The organism is Nonomuraea sp. NPDC049684 (genome assembly GCF_044465345.1).
Lineage (GTDB): Bacteria > Actinomycetota > Actinomycetes > Streptosporangiales > Streptosporangiaceae > Nonomuraea.
Map to the genome: position 1 here is coordinate 35,038 of NZ_JBITLO010000015.1, position 26,441 is coordinate 61,478.

The following is a 26,441-nucleotide window of genomic DNA, read 5'->3' on the forward strand; positions in this document are numbered from 1 at the left end:
TTTACATTGTAGATTCGCTAAGGATGCCGGCGCTCAGCCGGGAACACAGGTCCCACACCGCGTTCTGGTTGCGCTCGTCGAGCGCGCTGGCCGGCAGCGGCCTGCGGCGGCACCGGTCGTCGAAGTAGGCGCCGGTGAGGCCCTCCACCTCCGCGCTCGCGGCCAGATGGATGCTGGAGCGGGCCGATCGGGTCAGGTCCGACAGGAAGAGCGGCGCGACGACCTTCAGCACCAGGGGCGCGATCGGCCGGTAGAGCCGCGGGAACGCGCCGATCGGGGTCGCCCTGTTCATCGGCGTGTAGCCGTGCCCGGGGTAGACCACGTTGGCCGTCACGCCCGTGCCGCGCAGTTCCCGGGCGAGCCGGACGGTCAGCGCCATCGTCATGGTCTTGGTGTGGTTGTAGTGGCTGAACGTCCACCCGATGAAGCGCCGCTCCCCCAGCAGGTTGTCGTGCTCGATGGGGCCGCCGGGGATGCCGCCCGTCAGGTTGACGACCCGGGCGCGGCCGGCCCGCCTGAGCTGCGGCAGCAGCAGGTGGGTGAGGGTGAACGGGGTGAGGACGTGCGCGGCGAACATCTTCTCCACGCCGTCGTCGGTCAGCTCGCGGCGCGGCCGGTTCAGGCCGACGTTGTTGACCAGGACGTCCAGCGTGTCGTGGCGCTCGGCGACCTGGGCGGCGATCCGGCGCAGGCCGTGGAGGCCGGTGAGGTCGGCGGCGAGGGCGTCCACCCGGTCGTGTCCGGCACTGGCGCGGATCTCCCGCGCGGCGCGCTGCGCCCGGACGGGGTCGATCCCCACCAGGATCACGGAGGCTCCGAGCCTGGCCAGGCCGCGCGCGGTCTCCATGCCGATCCCCCCGGTGCTGCCGGTGATCAGGGCGGTCCTGCCGGTCATGTCGTTCGACGTCATCGGTGTTCGTCTCCTTTCGGTCGGGACGCTGGTGTCAGCGCGAGATCAGTTACCGGATGAGCTCATGGAGGCGCAGGGCGTCGTCCCGGTCGAAGGCGCGGCCGTCCAGCGCCGGCCGGCGGCTGCCCCAGTGGGCGGTGAAGGGGTCGGCAGGCGGGTCGTCCAGGAGCGCGGCCATGGGCTCGATCGCTTTCGGCTGGGCCCAGCGGCACGCCGGGCGAGCCCACGTTCATGACGACCGGACGCCGGGCGGCCCGCAGCACGTCGTGCAGGCCGTGGCTCAGCACGAAACGGCCGAGGTAGGCCAGTGATGATCCCGGTCTGCATGTTCACCCGCTCTCGCCGGCACATCCACCGAAGTGGATATGGCATATCCGGTTACGTCGTGGAGCCTAACACGAAGCGGATATGATGTATCCAGTTAGCCGACCGGACGGGATGCCATGAGCGAAGAGACACCGGCGCTGCGCCGCGACGCCGAGCACAACCGGCAGCGCACCCTGGCGGCGGCGCGGGAGGTGTTCGCCGCGCGCGGGCTGCAGGCCACGCTCAACGACGTCGCCCACCACGCCGGGCTCGGCGTCGGCACCGTCTACCGCCGCTTCCCCAACAAGGAGGTCCTGGCCGAGGCCGTCTACGCCGGCAAGCTCGACGACATCCGCGCCGCGGCACAGGCCGCACAGGCGGCGCAGGACGCCTACCAAGCCCTCAGATCCTTCATCGAGCACGCCCTGGAACAGGCCGCGACCGACCGCGGGCTGCGCGAGCTGATGCGGCGGGGCGCGGGCGAGAGCGAGCCGATCGAGCGCGCCAGGGAGGGCATCGCCGAGTCCTGCGCCCGCCTCATCGCCCGCGCCAAGGAACAGGGAACGCTGCGCGCCGACATCACGGTGGGCGACATCGCGCCCATCGTCTCGATGATCGACTCGGTGATGGACCTGCCGTCCGACGGCGCCGCGCAACCGTGGCGGCGCTACCTCGCGCTCATCCTCGACGGCCTGCGGACCGGACGGGACACGTCCTGAAGGCCGCGTTAAGGAGGCCGCCGCAGCCTTAAGGACGGCCCACAAGTGTTTCCCAAGTCTCCTGGCACATCTTGACGGCAGAACGCCGTTCGTTCCCTGAGGAGAAGAGGAAACATGAGCATTCGACGTCTGACCGCGGCCGCCGTCGTCGCGGGTGGGCTCGCTTTCGGCGCCGTGGCCGGCTTCGCCATGCCCGCGTCGGCCGTGTCCGCACCCCCCGTGTCCGCATCGGCCGTGTCCGCATCGGCCGCGTCCGCATCGGCCGACTCCGGGGCGTGGCACTTCGCCGGGTACTACCAGTACCGCGACCAGTGCGTGCGGGCCGGTTTCAGCGCCGTCACCAGCGGCGGCATCGTCCAGGATTTCCGGTGCGAGGTGTCCGGCTCGCGCTTCGCGCTCAGCCTCTTCTACTGATCGGCCTGACGGCGGCGGCCCGCCCGGCCGCCGCCGCGGCCACCGGGAACGTCTCGAATCCGATCAGCATGAGGTTGTGGCGTGAGATGCGCGCATCGCATCAGCTCGGCCGCCAGAGCCCGCCAGGTGCTCCTGATGGACGGGACCACCGTGCTCACCCGGCACCCACCGGGAGCTGATCGACCGCTCCCCCCTGTACGCCGACCTGGTCGGCCGCTGGCACGACGGCACCCGGTGACCGATGGCCCGTCACGCCCCGGCGGCGTCGGTGCCGGCGTCCAGCGCGGATTCCAGCACGGCCAGGAAGTGGTCGACCGGCCCGATGCAGGCCACCGCCGACCCCCCGGAGATCCGCCCGGCGTAGGGCAGCAGCTTCTCGTACGTCGTCCAGCAGGCCGCCACGTCGCCGGCGGCGGCCTGGGCCGCGCCCTGCAGGCACGTCATGGTCAGCCACGACCAGTCCATCGGCGGAGCGGGCCACCCCTGCCCGGCCAGGGCCACGGCCTGGCTCCGGCGCCCCTGGGCGCACAGCTCCAGCACCCGGGCGTCGTGTTCCACGGTGGGGTGGATGCCGCTGATCAGGTCGATGAGCGGCCCCGCCTCGGCCATGGCGCCGCGCTGGTAGTACAGCATGAGGCGGCCGTTCACCGCGACGGCGCCCGCGTACCACATGCCGATCCGCTTGGCCTGCCGTTCGGCCTCGCCGTACAGCGCGTCGGCCGCGGCGAACCGGCCGGCCAGGGTGAGCCGGTTGGCCCGCCACATGGTGTGCTGGAACCGCGGCCACGGGAGCTGGAGGCCGTCGAGCAGCGCCTCGCAGCGGGCGGCGGCCAGGTCGGCCCCGGCCAGGTCGTGCATCTCCAGCCGGTAGTGGGTGTCCATCATGTGGGCGAGCAGCTCGAACCCCGGCGTCCGGGTCCGCGCGGCCAGGCCGTGCAGCTCCTCGGCGATCTCCATGAGCTCGGCGACGTGGGTGGCCTGCGGCACGGACAACGCGCGCGCGTTCAGCGCCCGCATGAGCAGGTGGGGGTCCGCGATCCGGCGGGCCATCGCGACGGCCTCGGCCGACAGTGACAGGCATCGCAGGTCGTCGTCGCTGCCGTTGTACAGTTCCTGCGCCAGGCCGCCGAGCAGCAGCGTCCGCTCGACGCTGTCGGTCTCGGGCAGCGCGCTCAGCGTGGCCTCGAACTGCTCGACCAGCCGCAGTTCCACCGGTTCGTACGGGTTGCGCAGCGTCCAGATGGCCGGCGCGTCCAGTGCGGTGAGCGCGCGGGTGGTCAGGGCGGGATCGGCTTCGGCGCGCTGGGCCACGCGCAGGGCCTGGGCCCGCAGGGCGCGCGCGCCCATCGCGTCTCCGGCGTCCAGCAGGGCGCGCACCTGGTGCAGCAGGAGCTCCACGTGCTGGGCGGGGTCGCCGTCGCAGGCGCCGTGCGCGGCGACGGCGCGTCCCCACCAGGCGGCGGCCTCCTCGTGCGCCATGCGCCGGCTCGCCTGCCCGGCCGCGGCGCGGGCCCAGTGCGCGGTCTCCCGGTAGGCCAGCGGCCCGGCCTGCACGGCGTGGTGGGCGATGACGGTCACGTCGGTGCTCGGCCTGGCCGACAGGGCCCGCATCACCTCCCGGTGGATCACGCCCCTGCGCAGCGGCGGGACGCCGGCGATCAGCGTCTCCCTGACCAGGTCGTGGACGAACGTCATGACCCCGTCGCCGCTGGTGACCAGCCCCGCCTGGGCGGCCCAGTCGAGCAGCTCGTAGGTCTGCTCCGGCCACGACGCGCAGGCCCGGAACACCTCGACGACCAGGCCGGGATCGAAACTGCGGCCGATCAGCGCGGCGAGCTGGAGTATCTCCGTCGCGCGCGGCCCGAGCACGGCCAGCCGCCGGCGGATCAGGTCGGACACCGCGTCGGGCACGACCTCCAGGCCCTGCCCCTGCGCCATCAGCCGGAGGCTCTCGCGCACGAAGAACGGGTTGCCGCCGGTCCGCCGGGTCAGCAGCTCGGCCGTGGAGCCGTCCACCGGGACGCCCATCTCCCGGGCGAGCGTCGCGACGTCGGCGGCGTCGAGGCCGCTCAGCCGGATGCGCACGAGGTCGTAGCGGGCGAGCTGGTACAGGACCTCGTCCACCGAGAGGTTGAAGGAAGCGGCGGGGGTCGCCGTCCGGTCGTCGTGCGCCGCGTCGCGGAAGGCGGTGACCAGCAGCAACGGGCGCTCGCCCGGGTACGCCTCGGACAGCACGGCGACGTCTCTGAGCAGTTCGAGGGTGGCGGAGTCCGCCCAGTGCAGGTCGTCCAGGACGATCACCAGGGGGCGGGCGCGCGCGGCCTCGGCGAGCCACCGGGCGACGGCCCGGTTGCGGTGCGGCGAGGCCGGCGCGCCGGTGGGCCAGTCGTCGTCCAGCAGCCCGCTCAGCGCCTGGCGCTGCGCGGGCGGCACGGCGGCGGCCAGCGCACGCAGCACCTGGAGCCACGGCCACAGCGGCGGCACGCCCTCCCCGCCGCGGCAGCGGCCCCACAGCACCAGATGTCCGAGGTCCGCGCAGTCGTCGCGGAACGCCTGGAGCAGCCGGGTCTTGCCGATGCCGGGCTCGCCGCTGACCGCGGCGACCACGACGCCGTTGTGGTGCGTCGCGCCGGGCAGTGCCGCCAGCTCCGCCAGCCCCCGCTCGCGGCCGATCAGCCGTCCCCGCACCGCGCGCCGGGCCTGGCCGGGCCGCGGGGACGGGTCCTCACCGGCCGGCTCGGGCGGCGGGGTGATCGACCGCGCCTGCCGGAGGATGTCCTTCTCCAGTTCCCGCAGCTCGGGCCCGGGATCGAGGCCGAGCTGATCGGCGATGACCTGCCGCGCCCTGCGCAACGTGGCCAGCGCGTCGGCCTGCCGCCCGGACCTGTAGAGAGCCAGGGCGCGCAACCACCACAGCCGCTCCCGCAGCGGGTGCTCCGCCGTCTCGGACTCCAGCTCGTGGATCACCGGCTGTGGGCGGCCGGCGTCCAGCAGCGCCCGGGCGCGGGACTCGATCGCGTTCATGCGCAGCTCGTTCAGGCGGTTGACCTCCGCGGCGGCCCACAGCTCGTCGGCGAACTCGCCGTAGGGGACGCCGCGCCACAGCCCGAGTGCCTCCTCCAGCAGCGGCAGCGCCTCCGCGGGCGGGCGCGGCTCGGCGTCCGCGACCAGCCTGCCGAAGCGCAGCGCGTCGACGTCCGCGGTGGCCAGGAGATAGCCGGGCCGGCGGGCCACCAGCAGCCGGGGCGGCGTGCGCGGCGCGCGTGACGGCTCCAGCACCCGGCGCAGGTTCGACACGTAGACGTGGACGGAGCCCACGGCGGTCGCCGGCGGCCTGCCCCGGTACAGGTCCTCGATCAGCGTGTCGGTGGACACGACCGTCCCGGCGGCGGCCACCAGCCGGGCGAGCAGGGCGCGCTGCCGTGGCCCGCCGAGGCTGATCGGGCCGCGGGCGCCGACGATCTCGAACGGCCCGAGCACCCGGAACCGCACGCCCTCCTCGCCGGTCCCGCCGTCCGGGCCGTGCTGTCCGAGCCCTCCGCACCGTTCCCCATCGGCTGTCTCCTCGTGACGAGAGGTTCGCGACATCGCTCCATCGTGGCCGCTGCCCGGCCCGGTCTCATCAGTCGTGAGGGTGATGCGGAAATCAGTCGCGGGCGGGACGCGGGGGTCTGCAACTTCCGCGGCAGCCGATGTCCACCTCCGGGTTGATGCGCCCGCGGCGGCGCCGGGGTTAGCGTGACGGGTGCCCTTCACCGCCCCGTCCATCGTCCGGCGGGTGTTCGCGGTCCACCCGCTGCTGCTCGACGGCGCCGTGGCCCTGGCGCTCGTCGTCGGCACCTGGCTGTGGGAGATGTTCGAGCCGGGCCGGGGCCGGCCGGGCGACGCCCTGTCGGCGGCCTTGACCGTGCTGGTCAACGCGCCGCTGGCGCTGCGCAGGGCGACGCCGGTGGCGGTGCTGCTGGTGTCGGTGGGCGCCTCGCTGGTCTACCACGTGCTGGGCTACCACCACGGGCTCAACAGCATCGGGCCGCTGGTGGCGCTCTACTCCGTGGCCGCCCACCGGTCGTGGGCGTGGTGCGCGGCCGGTGCGGCGCTGATCGTCGTCGAGTGGACCTACGCCTCGGTGCAGCAGCCGGGCCTGGCGCTGTGGTCGGCCGCCGCGCAGTCGTGCATCGTGGCGGCCTGCGGCGCAGGCGCGGGCACCAGCGTGCGGCTGCTGTCGGAGCGCACCGCGCAGCTCGCCGACCTCGCCGCGCAGCTGCGCGCGGAGCAGGGCGCCGCCGCCCGGCGGGCGGTCACCCGCGAACGGGTGCGCATCGCCCGCGAGCTGCACGACGTCGTCGCCCACCACATGTCGGTCATCTCCGTACAGGCCGGGCTGGGGCGTTACGTGGCGCTGAGCGACCCGGCCACCGCCCACGCCACGCTGGGCGTCATCGCCGACACCAGCCACGAGGCGCTGACCGAGATGCGCCGGCTGCTGTCGATCCTGCGCATCGAGGCCCACGACGACGACGAGGGCCTCTACGCCACCGCGCCGGGCCTGCTGGCCCTCGATCCGCTGGTCGAGCGCATGCGCGGGGCGGGCGTCGCCACCGAGCTCGTCGTCGAGGGCCGGGCCCGGCCGCTGCCGTCCGGTCTCGACCTGTGCGCCTACCGCATCGTCCAGGAGTCGCTGACGAACGTGCTCAAGCACGCCGACCCCGGCCGGGTCGAGATCCACATCGGCTACGGGCCGACCACGCTGACGTTACGCGTCAGCAACGACGGCACCGCCGTCCAGGCGGAGGACGGGCCCACCGGCGGCCACGGGTTGATCGGCATGACTGAACGTGTCAGGCTCTACCAGGGGTCGATCATCGCCGGGCCGCTGCCCGAGGGCGGGTTCGAGGTTCTGGCGACCTTCCCGCTCCCCGTGCCCGGCGCCGACGATCGGCCGCCGTGACGACCGTGAAGCAGGTGCGAGATCAAAGTCCTCGTCGTCGACGACCAGGTGCTCATCCGCGCGGGTCTGGCCGCGCTCCTGCGCGCCGCGGGCCTGGAGGTCGTGGGCGAGGCCGCCGACGGTGAGGAGGCCGTGCGCCTGGCCGCCACGCTGCGGCCCGACGTGATCCTCATGGACATCAGGATGCCCGGCATCAACGGCCTGACGGCGACCGAGCGCATCCTGGCCGCCGCCCACGACCCGCCGCCCAAGGTGCTCATCCTGACCACGTTCGACCTCGACGAGTACGTCTACAACGCGCTGCGCCTGGGCGCCGGCGGGTTCCTGCTCAAGGACACCCCGCCCGAACGCCTGATCGCCGCCATCCACACGGTCGCGGCGGGCGACATCCTGCTGGCCCCGGCCGCGACCAGGCGGCTGATCGAGGCGTTCGCCGAGCCGCCCGCCCCGCTGCCCGCCCCCTCACTCGACCGGCTCACCGGGCGCGAGACGGAGGTGCTGCGGCTGGTCGGGCACGCGCTGTCGAACAAGGAGATCGCCGAGCGGCTGTCGGTGAGCGAGGGCACGGTCAAGACGCATCTCAACCGGCTGATGGCCAAGCTCGGGTTGAGCAGCCGGGCGCAGGTGGTGGTGGTGTCGTACGACGCCGGCCTCGTCCGCCCCGGCCACCCGCTGTCCCCCCGGACGTCCGCCGGCGACCAGGGTTAGCGCAGGACGCCCGCGCTCAGCGGTCGGGCGTGAGCAGGGGCTTGACGTCGAGGATCGGGGTCGCGTCGAGCGCCTCCAGGTTGCGGACGTGCACCCGCCGGCCCTCGACGGCCAGGATGTGCACGGTGTGCAGGCCGATCGGGTTGGGCCGGTCGGGTGCGCGGGTGGCGAAGACGCCGGTGAGCGGCCGGGCGGCGTCGCCACGCGGGTGGACGGCCAGGGTGTCGCGGTCGGCCCGGTCGAGCCAGGTGAGCAGCAGGACGTCGGTGCCCGGGGTCAGGCCGTCGAGGGCGGGGGCGTACCGGTCGTCGAAGACCAGCCAGGCGTCGGGGGCTCCCTCGTCGGGCTGCCGGGGCGCCGCCGCGCGATCGGTCAGTGTCGACTCGACGCGCCCGACCGGGCGCAGCGTGTGTTCGGTCACGAGTCCTGGATCCTTCCCCGTGCGGGGACGCCGGTCAAGACCGCCGTCCGGCGGGGTCATTCGTCGAGCGTGAGGCCGGCGAGCTGGCCGCGGGCGGTGACGCCCAGCTTGGGGAAGGCCTTGTACAGGTGCTGGCCCACCGTGCGCGGGCTCAGGAACAGGTGTGCGGCGATGTCCCGGTTGGACAGCCCGGTGGCGGCCAGCTGCACGATCTGCCGTTCCTGCGGGGTGAGCCGCGCGAACCGGGCCGCGCCGGTGCGGCGTGGCGCGCTCCAGCCCGTGGCGCCCAGTTCGGTACGCGTGCGCGCGGCCGGCGCGGCGCGGAAGTGCGCGCCGGGGTCGCCGGCGGTGTCCAGCAGCGCCCGGCAGCGCAGGACCAGGGCGTCGGCCCAGCGCCGGCCCAGCGTCGCCGCCCACGACTCCAGCCGGGCGAACTGCTCCGCCGCGCGGGCGATCCTGCCGCTGCGCAGCGCGGCCTCGACCAGGTCGGGCACGTGGTGCATGGCCTGGATGCGGTTGCGGGAGCGCCCGTAGACGAGCGATTCCAGGCTGAGCAGGGCCTGCTCGGAACGTCCCTGACCGAGGTGGAGCAGGGCGAGCGCGCCCGGGTGGGCGGTGGCCGGATCGGAGCGCCTCGCCCCGGACGGCCGCGAACCGGTCCAGCAGCCCGGCCGCCTGGCGCGCCCACGCGGGCTGGCCGGTGTCGGCGGAGATGGCCACGGCCTCGGTGGCCAGGCTGCGCGCCTCGGCGTGGCGGCCGCGCGCGTACTCGACGCGGGAGAGGAACGTCAGCGCCTGCGGCAGCAGGCCGACCATGCCCTCGGCCCGGATCGTGGCGGTGGCCGCGGAGGCCAGCATGTGGGTGCGGGCGTCGTAGTCGGCCAGGCCCCGGCCGCCGATCAGCAGCAGCACGCGGCGGTCGGCCTTCGCCGGCGCGCGGGCCGACTCCACCACCTCGGCCAGGGGCGGCAGCCCGTCGGCCGGCCGACCGAGCGCCATGGCGATGAACCAGCGCGACAGCCGGTGCACCGGGACGACTTGGTCGTCCGGCGGCACCTGGAGGGCGTCGAGCTGCTCGGCGGTGCGCCAGGCCATGTCGCGGTCGCCGTCGAACCAGATCATGGACCGTCAACGCCTGGGTCGCCTTCCCCTCGCCGGACGAGGACGAGTTCACCGCCGACGAGCAGCGCCGCCTGGGCATCATGCAGACCTTCATGCGGGAGGGCCTGGGGGTCAACAGATCATGCCCGCGACCGCGTCCTGACCGACGTCAGCCTCATGTGGTTCACCGCCACCGCCGGGTCGGTCGCCAACCTCTACTTCGAGGTCGGCCACGACCCGGGCGCCTACGGCCCAAGCCGCGGGTGACCGTCCCCACGGCCGTGCTGCTGGCCAGGGACGACGTGACGATCCGGCGCTTCGCCGAGCGGGACGCCGACGTCCGGCGCTGGACCGAGCTCGACCGCGGCGGCGCGTACCTGGCGCTGGAGGCGCCGGAGCTGCTGGCGGCGGACGTGCGGGCGTTCTTCGGGCCCCTGGCGAGCGCCTGACAGGCGGATCTGCAGGATTCACGGGCCGTCTGATGACATCGGCATCTGGTGGGCGGCCCGCCCGGGGGGACAAGGTGGGACCGGCATTTCGCCGGCGGCGTGTCGAGAACGCGGCGCCGGCTCCGTCCTGGGAACATCGGCGGCCGGCGAGCGGCCGCATTTGACGAAGGAGGCCCGGCGTGGCGATCCAGCGGATGGACAACGTGCTCATCGTCGTCGAAGACCTTGACGCGGTGATCGCGTTCTTCCTCGAACTCGGCATGGAGCTGGAGGGCAGGGGGCCGATCGAGGGGCGCTGGGCGGAACGGGTCATCGGGCTCGACGGCGTCCGGCAGGAGGTCGCGATGCTGCGGATCCCGGGCGGCTCCGGCGGGATCGAGCTGGCCATGTTCCACACTCCGCAGCCGATCCGCCCCGAGCCGGCGGACCCGCCGGCGAACACGCTGGGCATCCGCCGCGTCATGTTCGCCGTCGACGACGTCGAGGACGTCGTCTCACGCCTGCGCCGGCACGGCGCCGAGCTCGTCGGCACGCTGGAGCGGTTCGAGGACAGCTACCTGCTGTGCTACGTCCGCGGCCCCGAGGGGATCGTCGTCGGGCTGGCCCAGCAGCTCGGCGGGTGATCAGTCCCCGGTGGGGGCGGGCCGCCGGGTGGCGGCGAGGTCGAGCTCCAGCGCCACCTTCCTGGCGACGAGCCCGGCGGCGGCGGTCCACTTCACGCCCCAGTCGGTGCGGTCGATCGTGACGCCGCCCTTGAGCCGCAGGTCGTCCCCGTCGCCGGTCAGCTCCAGCTCCAGGGTGATCGGGTTGCGCACGCCGCGGATGCTCAGGTCCCCGGTGACCCGGAAGGCCGCCTCACCGGTCCGCTCCACGCGGTCCGAGGTGAAGGTGATCACCGGGTGGTCGGCGTCCCTGAGGTACTTGCCCCGCAGGTACCGGTCGCGCTGCGGGTTGCCGGTCCGGACGCTGGCCGCCTGGACGGTGAGCTCGACGCGCGACCTGGACGGGTCGTCGCCGTCCAGGTGGCCGGTTCCGGCGAACCGGTCGAACTGCCCGTGCACGGCGGGGCCGACGGTGTGCCGGGCGACGAAGCCGATCCGGGTGCGGGCCTGGTCGAGGACGTAGTCGCCGGTCAGGGCGCGCAGGCTGGTCGTCATGCCGGGCGCTCCTGGTCGCCGGCGGGGGCCGAGCCCGGCAGCGGACTGGTGTCGAGGTATCTGACCTCGTAGACGCGTTCGGCGAACTTCCAGCCGTCGCCGGTGCGCTGGTAGCGGTCGTGGTAGACGGCGTGGTTGGTGTGGGAGCCGCCGTCGCGCATCCGCCCGAACTCGTGGATGTAGGTCCGGCCGGTCGCGGCGTCGCCGTCGATCCGGAGGACGCCCGGGTGGACGTTCTGCACGAAGAACTCCCAGAGGCCCTGCCCCCACTCGATCCCGGCGCGGATCGCCTCCCGTCCGGCGAACTCCTTGCCGATGTGCGGCCACCGCATGACGCCGCCGGGCGTGAACAGGGCTTCGACGCGGTCGTAGTCGCGGGTCAGCACCGCGTCGGTGAGTTCGCCGCGCAGCGCCTCGATCTCGACGCGGTCGGCCATGGCTTGCAGGTCGGTCATGTGGATCTCCCCCTCAGGTGGTGCGTCCAGCATCGGGGCAGGTCGGAGGCCGAACAAGGTAGGGTTCGTGGGGCGATCCATAACATGGGAGTTATCTGTGGAGCTGAGGGACGTCGAGATCTTCCTGACGCTCGCCGAGGAGCTGCACTTCGGCCGTACCGCCGAGCGGCTGCGCGTCTCGCAGGCCCGCGTCAGCCAGGCCGTCAGCAGGCAGGAACGGCGTCTCGGCGTGGCGCTGTTCGACCGCACCAGCCGGCGGGTGGCGCTGACCCCCGTCGGCCGCCGCCTGCGGGAGGATCTGCGGCAGGCCTACGACCTGCTCCAGGAGGGGCTGGCCCGGGCCGAGGCCGCGGGGGTGGGCGCGGGCCGCACGCTGCGCCTGGGCGTGTTCGGCCACGCGGGCTACGAGCTGCGCCCGCTCGTCGACGCCTTCCAAGCCCGCCATCCCGGCGCCGAGGTCCGCTTCAGCGAGGTCACCGGCGGCGACCCGTTCGCCGCCCTGCGCGCCGGGGACGCCGACGCGCACGTGTTGTGGTTGCCCGTGGCCGAACCCGACCTCACCGTGGGCCCTACCGTGCTCGTCACCGGCCGGGTGCTGGCGGTGTCGGCCGGGCATCCGCTCGCCGGGCGGGGCGGCGCGTCGCTGGAGGACCTGGCCGACGAGCATGTCGTCGACCTGGGCCCCGCGGCTCCGGAGTACTGGGTGGCGTCGATGGTCCCCACCCGCACGCCGCTGGGCCGCCGTATCCCGCGCGGGCCGGTCGCGCGGACGTTCCACGAGATCCTCGCCCTGGTCGCCGCCGGGCAGTGCGTCCATCCGCTGGGCGAGATCGCGGCCCGCTACAACCGGCCGCCCGGCGTCGTCTTCGTGCCGCTGCACGACGCCCCGGCTCTCCGGTTCGCCCTGGTCTGGTCGTCCACCGCCGACGGTCCCGCCGTACGCGCGCTGGCCAGGACCGCCGCCGAGCTCGGCCCGCTCTCGCTCGGCGGGACCGGCGAGCCGGGCTGAGGTCCGCTCCCCCGCCCTACGCGGTGGTGGGCGCGCCCGCGACGCGGCGCTCGCCGCCGTTGCGCTCCTGCCAGAACCGGTACACCTCGACGGCGTCCGCGCGCGGCTCGTGGCGCATCGGCAGCCGGCGCCGCTGCCAGGGCTTGGCGAACTCGTCGTAGAAGGTGCCCAGCTCGAAGTACTTGCGGTCGTCCACGTAGTGGGGCTCGTAGGCGTCCCGGGTGGTGAGGAAGACGACCTCGGCCGGGGAGCAGTAGTACAGCGCCCCCAGGCACATCGGGCAGGGGTGGGCGAGCACGTAGATGGTGGCGTCGGTCAGGTGCTCGGTGCCGAGCCTGGTGCAGGCCTCGCGGATGGCGAGGATCTCGGCGTGGGCGGTCGGATCGCCGGTCTGGGCGACCTTGTTGGCGCTCTCGGCCAGGAGCTCGCCGTCCCTGACGATGACGGTCGCGAACGGGCGGCCGCCCTCGGCGACGTTCTGGCGGGCGAGGTCGATGGTGCGCTGGACGAAGTCCATGAAGTCCTCCGGAAGTGGTCGGCAGGGCCCTGTCGGTGGGCCCTGCCGGAAGGGTTCTGTCGGAAAGGCCCGGTCAGAAGGGCTTGGTCGGCAGGTACTTGCCGTCCAGGGTGATGACGGCGCGCTCGCCGCCCTCGGGGTCGGCGACCTTCTTCACGTCGAGCCGGAAGTTGATGGCGGAGATGATGCCGTCGCCGAACTGCTCGTGGACCAGGGCCTTGAGGGTCGTCCCGTAGACCTGGAGCATCTCGTAGAAGCGGTACATGGTCGGGTCGGTCGGGATCCGGTCCGGCATCGAGCCGCGGACCGGGATGGTCTGCAGCAGCGTCGCCGCGTCCTCGCCGAGGTCCAGCAGCTCGGCCACGGCGCGGGCGGAGCTCTCCGGCAGCGGGTGCTGGCCGAGGACGGCGGCGGTGGTGAAGGCCACCGACAGGCCGGCGGCGTCGGCGATCTGCTGCCAGGTCAGGTCCTTGCGGGTCTTGGCCTCGACGGCGGCGGCGGCCAGGGCCTGGCGGGCGGTGGGGTCGAACTGTGCGTGCACCATGGTTGGTTACGTCCTTCTCTTCGGGTGGTGTCGGAATGGCTGCGGGCTCCCCGCGGGCAGGTCGCGGGCGGGAACCCCGGAGCCGGGTCAGGCGGTGAGCGCGGCGCCCGCGGCGGTCAGCTCCTCGACGCGGCCGGTCGGGATGTCGTAGACCCAGCCGTGCAGGGCGACCTTCCCCGCCGCCAGCGCGTGGGCGACCGACGGGTGGGTGGCCAGGTTCGCCAGCTGGGCGAGCACGTTCTGCCGCACCAGGCCCGGCACGTCACCGTGGGCGGGGGTGCGGGCCCGGGAGGCGTCCGCGTGCCGCAGCCAGGCGGCGACGGTCGGGGCGCCGCTGAGGTCGTGCCCCTCGGCCAGCGCGGTCATCGCGCCGCACGCCGAGTGGCCGCAGACGACGACGTCCCGCACGCCCAGCGCGGCGACCGCGTACTCGATGCTCGCGGCCACCCCGTCGGCTTCGGGGCGGTAGGCGGGCACCAGGTTGCCGGCGGTGCGGATGACGAACAGGTCACCCGGCTCGGTGCCGGTGATCAACTCGGGGACGACGCGGGCGTCGGAGCAGCCGATGAACAGCGTGTGCGGTGTGTGATGGGTGGCCAGACGGGCGAAGAGCTCCGCCTTGGCCGGGAAGACGTCCCGCTGGAAACGGGCGACGCCCTCGGCGAGGTTCTGCATGGTCACTCCCTTCGGCGGTGGCCGGCCCTTTCGGGCTGCTGACATCCAGCATGCATGACCTGGGCATATAGTGTCCAAGAGATGTTCCGTCTGAAAGGCATTGCTCTCGTCTATAGTTTGTCCATGGCCGCTCTCGAACTGCGTCACGTGCGCTACCTGCTCGCCGTGGCCGAACACGGCAACTTCACCCGCGCCGCCGAGGAGCTGCACATCTCGCAGCCCACGCTCTCCCAGCAGATCAGGCAGCTCGAGCGGACCTTGGGCGTGCAACTGCTGGACCGCACCGGCCGCGCGGTGCGACTCACCGACGCCGGGGCCGTCTACACCGACCACGCCCGGCGCGCGCTTCGCGACCTGGCCGCCGCCGAACGCGCCGTGCACGACGTCCAGAACCTGTCCCGCGGCCATCTGCGGCTGGGCGTCACCCCCACCTTCACCGCCTACCTGGTCGGCCCGCTCACCGCCGAGCTGTACGCGCGCCACCCGGCCGTCGGCCTCACCCTGACCGAGATGCCCCAGGACCGCATGGAAGCGGCCCTGCTCGCCGACGACCTCGACCTCGGCATCGCCTTCGCCGGCCCCCACCTGCCCGGCATCACCCCCGCCGCGCTGTTCACCGAGACCCTCAGCCTCGTCACCGGCACCCCGCACGCCCGGACGCCGGCCGTCCCCCTCCCGGTGGGCGCGCTCAAGGACGAGCGGCTCGCCCTGCTCAGCGGCGACTTCGCCACCCGAGGCCACATCGACGCCTACTTCGCCCGCCACCGGGCCGCGCCCCGCATCGCGGTCGAGGCCAACTCCATCCAGGCGCTCACCGAGATCGTGCGCCGCACCCCGCTGGCCACCGTCCTGCCCGACGCCGTCACCCACGACCATCCGCACCTCACACCGGTCCCCCTCGACCCGCCGCTGCCCAGCCGCACCGTCACCCTGCTGCACCGCGAGGGCGCCTACCGCAGCGCGGCTGCCCGCGCCTTCACCGAGCTCACCCGGGACTTCGTCCGCTCCCGCGGCTACACCCCACCCGCCTGAAGCCGGGCGCGCGCCTACACCCCGCCGGTCTGGGCCTGCTGTGCCGCTTCAGGATCGCCATGGGCATGGCCGGTGTCGCCGGACGCCGCGGTCTCGGGCTGGGAGCCGGGCAACGGGTGCCATCCGCCGTCGGGCGACCGGTAGGCGGCCGAGACGAGCTCCGTCGTCCCGGCCGGGCCGCCGTCGCCGTCAGTCCCGTCGTGGAGGAGCGCACGGGTCCCGGCACGTGGCCAGACCCTTTTCGGGCTCGATTCCTGTGCCCGCGGGGCCAAGCATTCCTGACCTCGACACTTTTTGTGGTGGATCGAATACTGAGCGTGACAAACTCCCTGGACGGAAGGACCCCCCATGCCCACCGCCCGCATCGCCGCCGGTCAGACCAACCCCGGACAGGGCTGGCAGGCCTACGGCTCCAACGGCATCTACATCGACGTCGACACCGGCTCCGCGCACTTCTCCGGGCGTCCCGTCTACGTCACCTCCATCAGCAGCACCGGCGGCAACCAGTGGAACCTGGTCGGTCCCAGCGCCGTCTACGACGCCACCGCCACCAAGTTCCGCGTCTACGTGCAATGGCGTGACGCGTCGGCGCTGTCCCCGGGCACCGCCCAGCAGTTCGGCTGGTACATCCAGTGGATCGGCTACGACAACCCCTGACCCGCGACTCGCACGGCCGGCCGGCGCCCGAGCAGGCGCCGGCCGGCCGCGCCGTGAGGCCCAGGTTCCCGCAACGCGCCCCCGGGCGGTCACCGTCAGCACGGTCCGCCAGGCGCCGCACGTCCGCACGAGGCCGCTGCCGACCAGGGAGGGGAGATCCGCGTCTCCTGAGACAGGAAGATCCATCGCGTCTCCACGGCCGTGACGCCGGCACACCCGTACGGGGCCGAAACCCGCGCCGTGCCCGGCCAGCCCCCTCCACTCTTAAGATCCCTCAAAAGCCCCAACAAGAGGACGTTACGCATGCGGACCATCTACGCCGTCACCCATCCGGAAGCGACGCACCACGTCGAGAGGGTCGTCGGCGGCTGGCATGATTCGCGGCTGACACCGGCCGGCCTCAGCGCGGCGGTCTCCATCGCGCGGGCCCTGCGGGCTCGAATCCCAGTTGGCGCCGACGTGGAGCTGTTCTCCTCAGATCTCCAGCGCACCCGGCAAACCGCCGAGAAGGTCGCCGAGCTGTTCGGCGTGAAGCCCGTCCTGGACCGCCGACTTCGGGAGAAATCCTATGGAGAGGCAGGGGGAAGGCCACAGGAGTGGCTGGACCGACGATTCATCCCGCCACCGGCGGTCGGGGAACGGCTGGAGCACGACGAGGGCGTGGCGGGCGCCGAGACCAAGGCGGCATTGGCGCGGCGCGTCTACGCGGCCATGGGCGAGATCCTGCAGCGCCCCTGCGAACACCAGATCATCGTGACTCATGGCGGCTCCCTGACATGCGTCGTGACGTCCTGGATCAAGATGCCGATCAACGCGATCGGCTACGCCAGTTTCCGGGTTCCGCCGGGCAGCATCACCACGCTGCGCGAGGACGACTACTTCCACAACCGCACGGTCGCCAGCCTCGGCGACACCCGCCATCTCGATCCGCCCGCAGCCCACTGAACCTCCTCACTTCAGACATGACCAGTCAAACCGAACGCCCGCTGCTCTTCCTCGACGTCGACGGGCCCTTCTCCCCTTCGGCGACAACCCGCACCGCGCACCACGGCCGGGCTCGCGCCTGGTTCGGCTCACCCCCGAGCTGGGGAGTCGGCTGGCAGCGCTGCCCTGCGAACTTGTCTGGGCGACAACGCGGGAAGAGCACGTGGAGGCCCGCAGGGGGCTCGCCGACGGGGACTTCGCAGTCCTCGATCAATGGCTTCGTGCCCTGTGAGTCACCCGCGATCCACAGAGTCGTCGAAGCCGCGCTCGGCCATCGCCCCACCTGCTTTGTCAGCATGAGTGATCGCTCATGGCAGGGGCGGTGTTCGGCATTGGCGCTCGTGACGGGGGCGTCGCATAGTGAGGGCCATGGACCGATCCCTGCGCGTCGCGGTCATCGGCGACCGAGATCCGGCGTTTCCTCCGCATCTGGCCACCGACGACGCGCTGCGCCACGCCGCCGCGCACCTCGGCATCGACGTGGACGTCCGCTGGCTCGCCACCGAACCGCTTGAGTCCGACCTGGCCGAGGTCGAGGCCGCCGACGTGTTGTGGTGCGCGCCCGGCAGCCCGTACCGCAGCCTGGCCGGCGCGCTGGCCGCGCTCCGGCACGGCCGCGAGCAAGGCGTCCCCACGCTGGGGACGTGCGGCGGCTGCCAGCACATGGTCATCGAGTACGCACGCCACGTGCTCGGCCATGAGGACGCCCAGCACGCCGAGTACGACCCGTACGCCTCGACCCTGTTCGTCTCGGAGCTGACCTGCTCGCTGGCGGGCAAGACCATGCCCGTGGCTCTGAATGCCGGTTCCCGGGTGGCCGCGTTGTACGGGCGGACCGACGTCGAGGAGGAGTACTACTGCAACTTCGGCCTCGCCCCCGGCCGGCAAGCGATCCTGCACGACGGCGGCTTCCTGGTCACCGGCGTGGACGGCGACGGCGAGGCCCGGGTGCTGGAGCTTCCCGGGCACCCGTACTACGTGGCCACGCTGTTCGTGCCGCAGGCCCGCTCGCGTCCCGGGGAGCCACACCCCTTGGTGGCCGGTCTGCTGCGTGCGGCGCTGTGACGTTCACCCAGCTCAGGGTCCTGCAGGCGGTCGCGCGGACCGGCAACATGACCAGGGCCGCCGAGGAGCTGACCACCAGCCAGTCCGCCGTCAGTCACGCGTTGCGCGCGCTGGAGAGCGAGCTCGGGGTGGCGCTGCTGGTACGAGGCAGCCACGGGGTGCGCCTGACGGCGGCCGGGCGGGCCGTGTGCCGCCGCGCGACGCTCATCCTCACCCAGGCGGAGGCGCTGGAGCAGGAGGTGGCCGCGATCCGCGGGCAGGAGCGCGGCAGCCTGCGCGTCGGCGTCATCCCCAGCGCCAACGCCCGGCTGCTGCCGCCGCTCCTGCGCCGGTTCGCCGAAGCGCATCCGCGGGTGCGGCTCGCGGTGATGGAGGGCGCGGACGACGAGGTCCTGGAGTGGCTGGAGACCGGGGCGGCCGACCTCGCCACCGTGTCGGCCGCGGCCGGTGCGGTCTCACTGACCGCCGGGTCGGTGGCGCGGCCGCTGCCCGCCGGGTCGGTGGCGCGGCCGCTGGCCGCCGACCGCATGCTGGCCGTCCTGCCCAGCGGTCACGAGCTGAGCGTCCGCGATTCGCTGCCGGTGGCCGAACTGGCGCGGCACCCCTTCATCATGTCCACGGGCGGGTGCGAGCCGCTGATCACGGCGATCGCGCGGGCGGCGGGTGCGAGCCTGAGATGTCACTACCGGGTGCGTGACACCAACAGCATCCTCGCCATGGTCGCCGAAGGGCTCGGGCTGAGCATCGTCCCCGAGCTGGCGCTGCCCGCCCACCTCAGCGGCGTGCACGCGATCCCGCTGGAGCCGGCCGCCGAGCGGACCGTCCTGCTCGTCCTGCCCGCGGACCCGCTCCCGGCAGCCGTCGCCTTCGCCGAACTGGCCACCGCCCACCGTGCGGCGTCCCCGTGAAGGCTCCACGACGCCGCCACCGGCGGCTTTCGCACGTACGCGCAGCATGACGGCGATCGGCGGGTCGCCTCAGGCTTCGGGCGGGGCGGGCCGACGGCGTCGGGCGGCAGGCGGCGCGCCAGGCGGTGGCGAGCAGGGTGTACAGCCGCTCCCTGAGCGCACGCAGCACGTAGGTGGCGATCAGCACGCGGCGCGCGTCGAACCTGTCGACGAGGAGCCCGGCCACCGGGTTGGCCGGCGGCCCCACGACCGCCGCCACGGTGACCCCGAGCCCGGCGGTCGTCCTGGGCAGGCCGGTCACCTCGTGGATGAACAGCAGGGTCAGGGGCACGTACAGCCGGCATGAAGGCGGCCTCCGGTCCGTCCGTGGTCCTCGGTCTCCGGCTCTCGCCGGCCTCCGTCCTGGGCGCGGGCGAGCAGCGGCCCGCGCCCCCGGGGGTCAGTTGTTCGCGATGAAGTCGGCGACCAGCCGGTTGAACTCGTCGGCGTGCTCGATCATCGCCCAGTGCCCGCAGCGGTTGAGCAGCACCAGCCGGCTGTCCGGGATGTTGGCCAGCAGGTAGAGGGACGTCTCGAACGACACGACGCGGTCGTCGCGGCCGTGGATGAGCAGAGTCGGAGCCTGGATCCCCGGCAGCAGCTCCGGCCTGACCCACTTGGGCAGCGGGGCGCCCTTCGGCAGGCCGTCCACGTAGTTGCGCAGGTGGTCGGGGCGGGCGAGCGCGGCGTCCGAACGGGCCTGGCACAGCTCGGGGGTGGCGAACCTGGCCTTGTCGTAGACCATGATCTCGACGAGCCGGCGCATGTTCTCCGGGCTCGCGTCCCGGTACGCCTCGATCAGCACCTTCAGCCCCTCGGACGGGCCGTCGCCGGCGCCGAACAGCGTGGGGATCCGGCCGACCGGCGGCCCCATGGTGATCAGGTGCGAGATCCGGCCGGGGTGCTCGGTGGCCAGCCGCAGCGAGGTCTGCCCGCCCATCGAGTTGCCGACGAACGCGGCCCGCTCGATGCCGAGGGCGTCCAGGAACTGGATCGCCGCCTCCACGTGGTCGAGCCGGTCGACGGTCGCCGGGTCGGACTCGCCCCAGCCGGGCATGTCGACGGCATAGACGTGGAAGCGCTCGGCCAGCGCCTCGATGTTGCCGGCGAAGTTGCTCCAGCCCGTGGCGCCCGGCCCGCTGCCGTGCAGCAGCACGACCGGATGGCCGGAGCCGGCCTCGTAGTAGCGCAGCTTCCAGTCCTTGGTGCGGACGGTGCGTGCGATGTCCTTGGCGTCGAGTGCCATCAGTGGTCCTCCCCGTTGGGCGTGGATGCGGCGGCCAGCAGTCCGGCGACGACGCCCGGGGGGCGGTGGCCCCAGCTGTGCAGCTTGTCGAGCGTCTTCACCTCCCACGTCGCCTCGTCGATGATCAGTCCGCCCCAGCCGTACTCCACGCTGAAGCCGGAGGGGGTGTGGACGTAGAAGCTGAACATGTGGTCGTTCGGATGCATCCCGAGCGTCATCTCGAACGGCTGCCCGGCGTCCATGCACCGGTCGTAGGCCAGCCCGACGTCGCGGATGTCGGTCACCTCGACCATGAAGTGGTGGGTCCTCTTCGGCGAGGGCAGGTCGCCGAAGGCCACGGTGTGGTGGCGGCCGTTGCAGTGCAGGAAGATCAGGTCGGCGACCACGCCCGGGGCCAGCTCCTCGACGATGACGTCGCTGACCTTGAAACCGAGCAGGTCGATGTAGAAGCGCAGGTACTCCTCCCGCGAGACGCCGTGGGCCGGCAGGACCTGGTGGCCCGCGCCGCCGGCGCCCGTCACGAACCCGCCGAGCAGCTTCGGCGACTCGAACGGCGTGGCGGCGTCGGCCAGGCCGGTGACCAGCTCGACCCGGTTGCCCATGGGGTCGGCGGTGACGAAGACGCGCTCGACCTTGCGGGCGGCGGCGAGGGCGTCGTCGCCCTGGGTGACCTCGACGCCGGCCGCGCGGACCCTGTCCACCAGGGCGTCCAGCGCGGCGGCGTCGGAGACCTCGTAGCCGGTGGCCACCAGGTCGTCGGCGGGGCCGCCGGTGACGATCCAGCGGTGGGCCTTCTCGTCGGTGCGCAGGGTGAAGCCGCCGTCGGTCTTCTCGCCGAAGGACATCCCCAGCAGCTCGACGGCGAAGTGCTCCCAGTCGGCGAGGTCGCTGACCTCGTAGACGACGTAACCGAGCTCCTTGACTCCGGACATCTCTGTTCTCCTCTCGGGTAACCGGTTCAGGCGGGCACGGCCAGGCCGCTGACGTCGGCCGCGGCGACGAACTTGTCGGGACGGACGGCCACGGCGCGGACGCCGTACCTGCGCAGCCAGGGCAGCAGGATCTCGTCGAGGTCGACCAGTTCCTCCGGCCCCCGCGTGTAGGCCGTCTTCGGCCGTACGGCGAGGTAGCGGGCGCCGAGCGCGTCCCAGCCGGCCCTCTCCTGCGCCGTCAGCAGGGTCGCCGGGTCGACGTCGTCGCCGAGCAGCACGAAGCCGTCGCCGAGCAGGTCGTCCAGGCGGGCCATCCGGCCGGTGGCGTCGCCGGCGACCGGCTGCGGGACCATCCGGCCGACGATGCTGGCGTCGCCCAGCGGCCCCCTGATCCACCCGCCTTCCAGGACGGGCGGCGCGGAGAGCGGCGGCTCGTACGGCGTGACCGTGTCCTGGGGGACGGCGTTCATCGCGGCCTGCTCCTCCTCGGACAGCTCCTGCTTGATGACCCGTCCGAGCTGGACCGCGAGGCCGGTGTAGAAGGCGGCGTTCGGACGCCGTTCGGCCTCGTAGGTGTCCAGCCAGCTCTCGGGCAGCTCGCCTCTGATCACCCGGGCGAGCTTCCAGCCCAGGTTGTGGGCGTCGCGCATGCCGGACTGCATGCCGGCGCCGGCCCACGGCGGCATCAGGTGGGCCGCGTCCCCGGCCAGGAACACCCGGCCCTGGCGCCAGGCGTCGCACATGCGGACGTGGTGCTTGTAGAAGGCGTGCCGGTGGATCTCGACGTCCTGCTCGGTGACGCCCAGCGCCCTCAGCAGCGGCCAGACCTCGGCGCTGGTCGGGTAGTCCGCGGGGGATTCCTCCGGCTTGAGCGGGATCTCCCACCGGTGGTTGCCGGCGGAGAGCGCGATGTCGACGACCGGCCGCTCCCTGTCCGACCAGAACGTCAGGAAGTCGCGGTCAGGCCACCAGCGCTTGACGCGGCAGTCGATGACCACCCAGGTGACGTCGTTGGTGTCGCCCAGCAGGCGGCAGCCCACCTCGCCGCGGATCGTGCTGGCGCCGCCGTCGGCGGCGATCGCGTACCGGGCGCGGGTGGTGCGCGTGCGGCCGGTCGCGGTGTCCGTGGAGGTGACGGTGACGCCGTCGGCGTCCTGGGCGACGCCGGTGACGTCGGCGCCGTGGTGGACGGTGATGCGGTCGCCGTGCTCCTGGGCGGCCGCGCGCAGCTCGGCCTCCATGGTCGGCTGGTAGATGTTGTAGAAGCGCGCCTTGCGGCCCAGCGTCGAGGGCGGGTGCTCGATCCGCATGATCTCCCGGCCGCCGTAGGTGACCCAGCGCAGGGCCCGCTGGGGGTCGATCTTCTTCTCGATCCGCTCGTCGATGCCGAGGTCCTGGAAGATCCGCATCGTCCAGTCGTTGACGGTCACCGCCCGTGCCCGGGGGTAGATGTCGGTGTCCCGTTCCAGGGCGACGGCGGACACGCCGTACCTGGCGAGGGTGAGCGCGGCGATCACGCCGGTCGGGCCGTACCCGACGATCGCGACGTCCGCGTCGTAGCTGTCGGTCATGCGCTGACTCCGTTCTCGGCCGCCGGTGATCCGATGCGGCACTTTTGGACCAAACGTTCGGTCCAATTGCGTGGAGAGTAACAACGACCTGCGGCGACGTGTCAAGACCTGCTCACGAACCGGTCACTCAGACCGCGGCCGGACCGCTGTTCCGCGGTCCCTAGAATTCGGCTGGTGGAGAAGTCGGCGCAGGAGGCGCACACCGGAAACAGCCGCGGCCGCCGGTCCCGGCAGGAGATCCTCGACGCGGCCGCCCGGGTGATGTCCGTGCGCGGCTACGCCGGGACGTCGATCTCGACGCTCGTGAAGGAGACGGGCCTGCCCAAGAGCGCCTTCTACCACCACTTCGAGTCGAAGGCGGGGCTGCTGTCGGCCGTCATGGCCCAGGGGGCGCGGGGCTTCTTCGAGGCCATGCGCGAGGCCCACCGCGACCCGCCGGCGGGCGGCACCCCCCGCGAACGCCTGGGCTGGTACCTGCGCCGCACCGGCGAGGTCTTCGTGCACCGCGAGGAGTTCCTGCGCCTGCTGCTGGTGCTGGTGATGAGCGAGGAGGCCGCCGAGGCCCCGGAGGCGACGCGGACCGTCGTCGACGTCCGCGGCGAGGGCCGCGACCTCATGCGGCACATGATCCGCTCGTCGTTCGCCGGCGAGGGCGAGGAGGCCGCGGACGCGGTCGCCGACGCCCTCGCCCACTTCGGCATGGCCGGCTTCGACGGCGCCTTCGTCTCGCTCCAGTCCGGGGACGGCAAGCCGATCGCGGAGTTCATGGAGCAGCTCGCCGACGCCCTGGTGGCGATCGGCGAGTCGCTGCTCGCCGGCCGCCGGAGCGCGCCCGGCGGCTGACGGTCAGGCGGGCTGCTGCTCGCGCGCGGCGGCGAGCGTGAGGGCGATGTCGACGATCATGTCCTCCTGGCCGCCGACCAGCCGGCGACGGCCGCACTCCATCAGGATGTCGCGCACGTCGACGCCGTACCGCGCGGCGGCGGCCTCCGCGTGCCGCAGGAACGACGAGTAGACGCCGGCGTACCCCAGGGTTAGCGTCTCCCGGTCGACCCGCACCGGACGGTCCTGCAACGGGCGGACGATGTCGTCGGCGGCGTCCTGGAGCTGGAACAGGTCGCACCGGTGCTCGAAGCCCGACAGGTCGGCGACCGCGACGAACGCCTCCAGCGGGCAGTTGCCCGCGCCCGCGCCGTGACCTGCCAGCGACGCGTCGACCCGGTAGACGCCGTTCTCGACCGCGACGACGGAGTTGGCGACCGACAGCGAGAGGTTCTCGTGGGCGTGGATGCCGATCTCGGTCCCGGCGTCGAGCACGTCCCGGTACGCGCGCACCCGCGCGGCCACGTCGTTCATGGTGAGCCGGCCGCCGGAGTCGGTGACGTAGACGCAGTGCGCGCCGTAGGACTCCATGAGCTTGGCCTGCCGGGCCAGTTCCTCGGGCGGGGCCATGTGGGAGAGCATCAGGAACCCGGACACGTCCATGCCGATCTCGCGGGCCGCGGCGATGTGCTGGGCCGAGATGTCGGCCTCGGTGCAGTGCGTGGCGACCCGGACGGACCGCACGCCGAGGTCGTAGGCGCGCTTCAGCTCGTGCACGGTGCCGACTCCCGGCAGCAGCAGCGTGGTCAGGCGGGCGCGCTCCAACACCGACGCGGCCGCCTCGATCCACGCCCAGTCCGTGTGCGAGCCGGGACCGTAGTTCAGCGACCCGCCGGCCAGGCCGTCGCCGTGCGCGACCTCGATCGCGTCGACGCCGGCCCGGTCCAGCGCCGTGACGATGCGCTTGACGTCCTCCAGGCCGATGCGGTGGCGGACGGCGTGCATGCCGTCGCGCAGGGTGACGTCCTGGACGAAGATCGGGATGGTCATCGAAGGCCCGCCTTCCGTGCGGCGATGCGCTCCGCGACCCGCAGGCCGGCGGAGGTCATGATGTCGAGGTTGCCGGCGTAGGCCGGGAGGTAGTGCGCGGCGCCCTCGACCTCGAGGAACACCGACACCTGGTGGGTGGGCCGCGCCGCGCCGGCCGCCAGCAGCGTCTCCACCGGCTGGTCGGCGGGCACCTCGGTGATCTGCACCTGCTGCTTGAGCCGGTAGCCGGGGACGTAGGCGGCGACGTCGGCGACCATCTTCTCGCCCGACCGGCGGATCTCGTCGTGGACGGCGGGGTCCGGCGCCGCGACGAGGCACAGGACGGTGTCCCGCATGATCAGCGGCGGGTCGGCGGGGTTGAGGATGATGATCGCCTTGCCGCGGCGCGCCCCGCCGATCTGCTCGATGGCGGCCGAGGTGGTCTCGGTGAACTCGTCGATGTTGGCCCGGGTGCCCGGCCCGGCCGACTTCGAGGCGATGGACGCGACGATCTCGGCGTACTCGACGGGCGCCACCCGGCTGACGGCGGCGACGATCGGGATCGTGGCCTGGCCGCCGCAGGTGACCATGTTCACGTCGGGGGCGTCGAGATGCTCGTCGAGGTTGACGGCCGGGACGACGTAGGGGCCGATCGCCGCCGGGGTCAGGTCGATCAGCCGCCTGCCGAGCGGGAGCAGCTTGGCGGCGTTCACCTCGTGCGCCTTGGCCGAGGTGGCGTCGAAGACGATGCCGATCTCGTCGAAGCCCGGCAGCGCGATCAGCCCGTCGACGCCCTCGGACGTCGTCGGCACGCCCATCCGGGCGGCGCGGGCCAGACCGTCGGACGCCGGGTCGATGCCGACCATGGCGCCCATCTCCAGGTGGCGCGAGCCGCGCAACACCTTGATCATCAGGTCGGTGCCGATGTTGCCCGAGCCGATGATCGCGACCTTCGTCCTGCTCATGCTGCTGCTCCTTCGGTGAAGCGGACCGTCACCGTGCCGAGGTCGGACAGGGTGGCGGTGACGGTGTCGCCGGCCGCGACCGGCCGCATGGGGCCGAGCGCGCCGGACAGGACGACCTGGCCCGCGCGCAGCGGCTCGCCGAGGTCGCGGGCCATGCGGGCGAGCCACACGACCGCCTCTATCGGGTCGCCGAGGCAGGCCGCGCCGGTGCCGGTGGAGACCTCCTGGCCGCCGATGCTCATCGACATGGCGACGTCCACGGGGTCGAACTCGCCGAGGGTGCGGCGTTCCGTCCCGAGGACGTAGGCGCCGGCGGAGGCGTTGTCGGCGACCGTGTCGCCGAAGGAGATGTCCCAGCCGGCGATCCGGCTGCCGCAGATCTCCAGCGCGGCGACGGCGTACTCGATCGCGGCGCGGACCTGGAGGGCGTCGAGCGGGCCGTCGTCCAGGTCGGCGCCGAGCACGAACGCGATCTCCGCCTCGGCCCGCGGCTGGAGGATCCGGCCGACCGGGATCGCGTCGCCGTCGGCGTAGGCCATGTCATCGAACAGCACGCCCAGGTCGGGCTGGTCGACGCCGAGCTGGCGCTGCACCGCCTCCGACGTCAGGCCGATCTTGCGTCCGGTGATCCGCGCGCCGGCGGCCAGCCGGGAGGCGGCCAGCGCGGCCTGGACGGCGTACGCCGCGGCCAGGTCGTCGCGGCCGATCAGATCCCGCACGGGGGCGCACGGCACGCCGGACGCGGCGGCGCCGGCCAGCCGCCCGGCCGCGGCGGCGATGTCGGACGGGCTCGCGGCGGCGGGCCCGTTGGTTTCGTTCATCCCCCCACTGTGCAGGCAGGATGCCGTCCCAACCAGC

The 26,441-nt window shown here is 73.1% G+C and carries 31 protein-coding genes; 15 read left to right on the top strand and 16 right to left on the bottom strand.

Going from position 1 to position 26,441, the window contains the following annotated elements; translation table 11 throughout:
- Position 1: 1 nt before the first annotated feature.
- Complete coding sequence (locus ACIBST_RS37040; protein ID WP_397178227.1) at positions 2 to 910, bottom strand: SDR family NAD(P)-dependent oxidoreductase; 909 nt, start codon at positions 908 to 910, stop codon at positions 2 to 4.
- Between the two features lie 49 nt (positions 911 to 959).
- A complete protein-coding gene (locus tag ACIBST_RS37045; RefSeq protein WP_397178228.1) occupies positions 960 to 1,088 on the bottom strand; it encodes a hypothetical protein in 129 nt (42 codons plus the stop codon).
- Here ACIBST_RS37045 and ACIBST_RS37050 point away from each other — a divergent pair.
- The 3 genes from ACIBST_RS37050 to ACIBST_RS37060 all read left to right on the top strand — a co-directional run bounded on the left by ACIBST_RS37050 (position 1,087) and on the right by ACIBST_RS37060 (position 2,349).
- Positions 1,087 to 1,221: a hypothetical protein gene (locus ACIBST_RS37050; protein ID WP_397178229.1), complete on the top strand. Its 135-nt coding sequence runs from the start codon at positions 1,087 to 1,089 to the stop codon at positions 1,219 to 1,221. The genes ACIBST_RS37045 and ACIBST_RS37050 overlap by 2 nt on opposite strands.
- Before the next feature lie 132 nt (positions 1,222 to 1,353).
- The gene (locus ACIBST_RS37055) at positions 1,354 to 1,935 is read left to right on the top strand and encodes a TetR/AcrR family transcriptional regulator (RefSeq protein ID WP_397178230.1); all 582 of its coding nucleotides are present in this window, start codon (positions 1,354 to 1,356) and stop codon (positions 1,933 to 1,935) included.
- Between the two features lie 114 nt (positions 1,936 to 2,049).
- Positions 2,050 to 2,349: a hypothetical protein gene (locus ACIBST_RS37060; RefSeq protein ID WP_397178231.1), complete on the top strand. Its 300-nt coding sequence runs from the start codon at positions 2,050 to 2,052 to the stop codon at positions 2,347 to 2,349.
- Positions 2,350 to 2,598: 249 nt separating this feature from the next.
- Here the strand turns inward: ACIBST_RS37060 and ACIBST_RS37065 are convergent, their stop codons facing one another.
- Complete coding sequence (locus tag ACIBST_RS37065; protein ID WP_397178232.1) at positions 2,599 to 5,937, bottom strand: BTAD domain-containing putative transcriptional regulator; 3,339 nt, start codon at positions 5,935 to 5,937, stop codon at positions 2,599 to 2,601.
- Positions 5,938 to 6,094: 157 nt separating this feature from the next.
- On the opposite strand from ACIBST_RS37065, the gene ACIBST_RS37070 reads away from it, so the two are divergent.
- Positions 6,095 to 7,297 (top strand): sensor histidine kinase, encoded by a 1,203-nt coding sequence (locus ACIBST_RS37070; RefSeq protein ID WP_397178233.1) that lies wholly within the window; start codon positions 6,095 to 6,097, stop codon positions 7,295 to 7,297.
- A 21-nt stretch (positions 7,298 to 7,318) separates the two neighbouring features.
- Entirely contained in the window at positions 7,319 to 8,005 is a 687-nt protein-coding gene (locus tag ACIBST_RS37075) for a response regulator (protein ID WP_397178465.1), read from the top strand.
- 16 nt (positions 8,006 to 8,021) lie between these two features.
- Here the strand turns inward: ACIBST_RS37075 and tsaA are convergent, their stop codons facing one another.
- Entirely contained in the window at positions 8,022 to 8,426 is a 405-nt protein-coding gene (gene tsaA / locus ACIBST_RS37080; protein ID WP_352331243.1) for a tRNA (N6-threonylcarbamoyladenosine(37)-N6)-methyltransferase TrmO, read from the bottom strand.
- A gap of 56 nt (positions 8,427 to 8,482) precedes the next feature.
- Positions 8,483 to 8,929, bottom strand: a complete 447-nt coding sequence (locus tag ACIBST_RS37085; RefSeq protein ID WP_397178234.1) for a LuxR C-terminal-related transcriptional regulator — start codon at positions 8,927 to 8,929, stop codon at positions 8,483 to 8,485.
- Positions 8,930 to 9,138: 209 nt separating this feature from the next.
- On the opposite strand from ACIBST_RS37085, the gene ACIBST_RS37090 reads away from it, so the two are divergent.
- The 3 genes from ACIBST_RS37090 (at position 9,139) to ACIBST_RS37100 (ending at position 10,599) form a co-directional block, all read left to right on the top strand.
- Complete coding sequence (locus tag ACIBST_RS37090; RefSeq protein WP_397178235.1) at positions 9,139 to 9,303, top strand: hypothetical protein; 165 nt, start codon at positions 9,139 to 9,141, stop codon at positions 9,301 to 9,303.
- Between the two features lie 487 nt (positions 9,304 to 9,790).
- Entirely contained in the window at positions 9,791 to 9,976 is a 186-nt protein-coding gene (locus tag ACIBST_RS37095) for a hypothetical protein (RefSeq protein ID WP_397178236.1), read from the top strand.
- A gap of 194 nt (positions 9,977 to 10,170) precedes the next feature.
- Positions 10,171 to 10,599, top strand: a complete 429-nt coding sequence (locus tag ACIBST_RS37100) for a VOC family protein (RefSeq protein ID WP_397178466.1) — start codon at positions 10,171 to 10,173, stop codon at positions 10,597 to 10,599.
- Here the strand turns inward: ACIBST_RS37100 and ACIBST_RS37105 are convergent, their stop codons facing one another.
- Complete coding sequence (locus ACIBST_RS37105; protein ID WP_397178237.1) at positions 10,600 to 11,133, bottom strand: YceI family protein; 534 nt, start codon at positions 11,131 to 11,133, stop codon at positions 10,600 to 10,602.
- Positions 11,130 to 11,588: a nuclear transport factor 2 family protein gene (locus tag ACIBST_RS37110; RefSeq protein WP_397178238.1), complete on the bottom strand. Its 459-nt coding sequence runs from the start codon at positions 11,586 to 11,588 to the stop codon at positions 11,130 to 11,132. Before ACIBST_RS37110 ends, ACIBST_RS37105 begins: the two co-directional genes overlap by 4 nt.
- A 97-nt stretch (positions 11,589 to 11,685) precedes the next feature.
- Between ACIBST_RS37110 and ACIBST_RS37115 the strand changes: the two genes are divergently transcribed.
- The gene (locus tag ACIBST_RS37115; protein WP_397178239.1) at positions 11,686 to 12,597 is read left to right on the top strand and encodes a LysR family transcriptional regulator; all 912 of its coding nucleotides are present in this window, start codon (positions 11,686 to 11,688) and stop codon (positions 12,595 to 12,597) included.
- 16 nt (positions 12,598 to 12,613) lie between these two features.
- Here ACIBST_RS37115 and ACIBST_RS37120 read toward each other — a convergent pair whose 3' ends face one another.
- The 3 genes from ACIBST_RS37120 to ACIBST_RS37130 form a co-directional block, all read right to left on the bottom strand.
- A complete protein-coding gene (locus ACIBST_RS37120; protein WP_364342447.1) occupies positions 12,614 to 13,114 on the bottom strand; it encodes a nucleoside deaminase in 501 nt (166 codons plus the stop codon).
- 73 nt (positions 13,115 to 13,187) lie between these two features.
- Entirely contained in the window at positions 13,188 to 13,658 is a 471-nt protein-coding gene (cynS, locus tag ACIBST_RS37125; RefSeq protein WP_397178240.1) for a cyanase, read from the bottom strand.
- 87 nt (positions 13,659 to 13,745) lie between these two features.
- Positions 13,746 to 14,333 carry a carbonic anhydrase gene (locus tag ACIBST_RS37130; RefSeq protein ID WP_397178241.1) on the bottom strand — a complete coding sequence of 196 codons (588 nt, stop codon included), beginning with the start codon at positions 14,331 to 14,333 and terminating at the stop codon, positions 13,746 to 13,748.
- A gap of 123 nt (positions 14,334 to 14,456) precedes the next feature.
- Here ACIBST_RS37130 and cynR point away from each other — a divergent pair, with 123 nt between their 5' ends.
- The 5 genes from cynR (at position 14,457) to ACIBST_RS37155 (ending at position 18,979) form a co-directional block, all read left to right on the top strand.
- Entirely contained in the window at positions 14,457 to 15,365 is a 909-nt protein-coding gene (gene cynR, locus ACIBST_RS37135) for a transcriptional regulator CynR (protein ID WP_397178242.1), read from the top strand.
- 348 nt (positions 15,366 to 15,713) lie between these two features.
- Complete coding sequence (locus ACIBST_RS37140; RefSeq protein WP_397178243.1) at positions 15,714 to 16,022, top strand: hypothetical protein; 309 nt, start codon at positions 15,714 to 15,716, stop codon at positions 16,020 to 16,022.
- 303 nt (positions 16,023 to 16,325) lie between these two features.
- Entirely contained in the window at positions 16,326 to 16,967 is a 642-nt protein-coding gene (locus tag ACIBST_RS37145; RefSeq protein WP_397178244.1) for a histidine phosphatase family protein, read from the top strand.
- 408 nt (positions 16,968 to 17,375) lie between these two features.
- Positions 17,376 to 18,071: a hypothetical protein gene (locus ACIBST_RS37150; protein WP_397178245.1), complete on the top strand. Its 696-nt coding sequence runs from the start codon at positions 17,376 to 17,378 to the stop codon at positions 18,069 to 18,071.
- Positions 18,068 to 18,979 (top strand): LysR family transcriptional regulator, encoded by a 912-nt coding sequence (locus tag ACIBST_RS37155; protein WP_397178246.1) that lies wholly within the window; start codon positions 18,068 to 18,070, stop codon positions 18,977 to 18,979. Before ACIBST_RS37150 ends, ACIBST_RS37155 begins: the two co-directional genes overlap by 4 nt.
- Positions 18,980 to 19,418: 439 nt before the next feature.
- Here ACIBST_RS37155 and ACIBST_RS37160 read toward each other — a convergent pair whose 3' ends face one another.
- The 3 genes from ACIBST_RS37160 to ACIBST_RS37170 are packed head-to-tail and all read right to left on the bottom strand — an operon-like array spanning position 19,419 to position 22,767.
- Entirely contained in the window at positions 19,419 to 20,264 is an 846-nt protein-coding gene (locus tag ACIBST_RS37160; RefSeq protein ID WP_397178247.1) for an alpha/beta fold hydrolase, read from the bottom strand.
- Positions 20,264 to 21,196, bottom strand: coding sequence for a VOC family protein (locus ACIBST_RS37165; protein ID WP_397178248.1), 933 nt, complete (start codon positions 21,194 to 21,196; stop codon positions 20,264 to 20,266). Before ACIBST_RS37165 ends, ACIBST_RS37160 begins: the two co-directional genes overlap by 1 nt.
- A 26-nt stretch (positions 21,197 to 21,222) precedes the next feature.
- On the bottom strand, positions 21,223 to 22,767 hold the full coding sequence (locus ACIBST_RS37170; protein WP_397178249.1) for a bifunctional 3-(3-hydroxy-phenyl)propionate/3-hydroxycinnamic acid hydroxylase: 1,545 nt from the start codon (positions 22,765 to 22,767) through the stop codon (positions 21,223 to 21,225).
- A 174-nt stretch (positions 22,768 to 22,941) separates the two neighbouring features.
- Between ACIBST_RS37170 and ACIBST_RS37175 the strand changes: the two genes are divergently transcribed.
- Positions 22,942 to 23,610, top strand: coding sequence for a TetR/AcrR family transcriptional regulator (locus ACIBST_RS37175; protein ID WP_397178250.1), 669 nt, complete (start codon positions 22,942 to 22,944; stop codon positions 23,608 to 23,610).
- Between the two features lie 3 nt (positions 23,611 to 23,613).
- On the opposite strand, the gene dmpG is transcribed toward ACIBST_RS37175, so the two are convergent.
- The 3 genes from dmpG to ACIBST_RS37190 are packed head-to-tail and all read right to left on the bottom strand — an operon-like array spanning position 23,614 to position 26,404.
- On the bottom strand, positions 23,614 to 24,639 hold the full coding sequence (dmpG, locus tag ACIBST_RS37180; RefSeq protein ID WP_397178251.1) for a 4-hydroxy-2-oxovalerate aldolase: 1,026 nt from the start codon (positions 24,637 to 24,639) through the stop codon (positions 23,614 to 23,616).
- Positions 24,636 to 25,583, bottom strand: a complete 948-nt coding sequence (locus ACIBST_RS37185; protein WP_397178252.1) for an acetaldehyde dehydrogenase (acetylating) — start codon at positions 25,581 to 25,583, stop codon at positions 24,636 to 24,638. Before ACIBST_RS37185 ends, dmpG begins: the two co-directional genes overlap by 4 nt.
- Positions 25,580 to 26,404, bottom strand: coding sequence for a 2-keto-4-pentenoate hydratase (locus ACIBST_RS37190; RefSeq protein ID WP_397178253.1), 825 nt, complete (start codon positions 26,402 to 26,404; stop codon positions 25,580 to 25,582). The genes ACIBST_RS37185 and ACIBST_RS37190 overlap by 4 nt, the downstream gene beginning before the upstream one ends.
- Positions 26,405 to 26,441 lie beyond the last annotated feature (37 nt).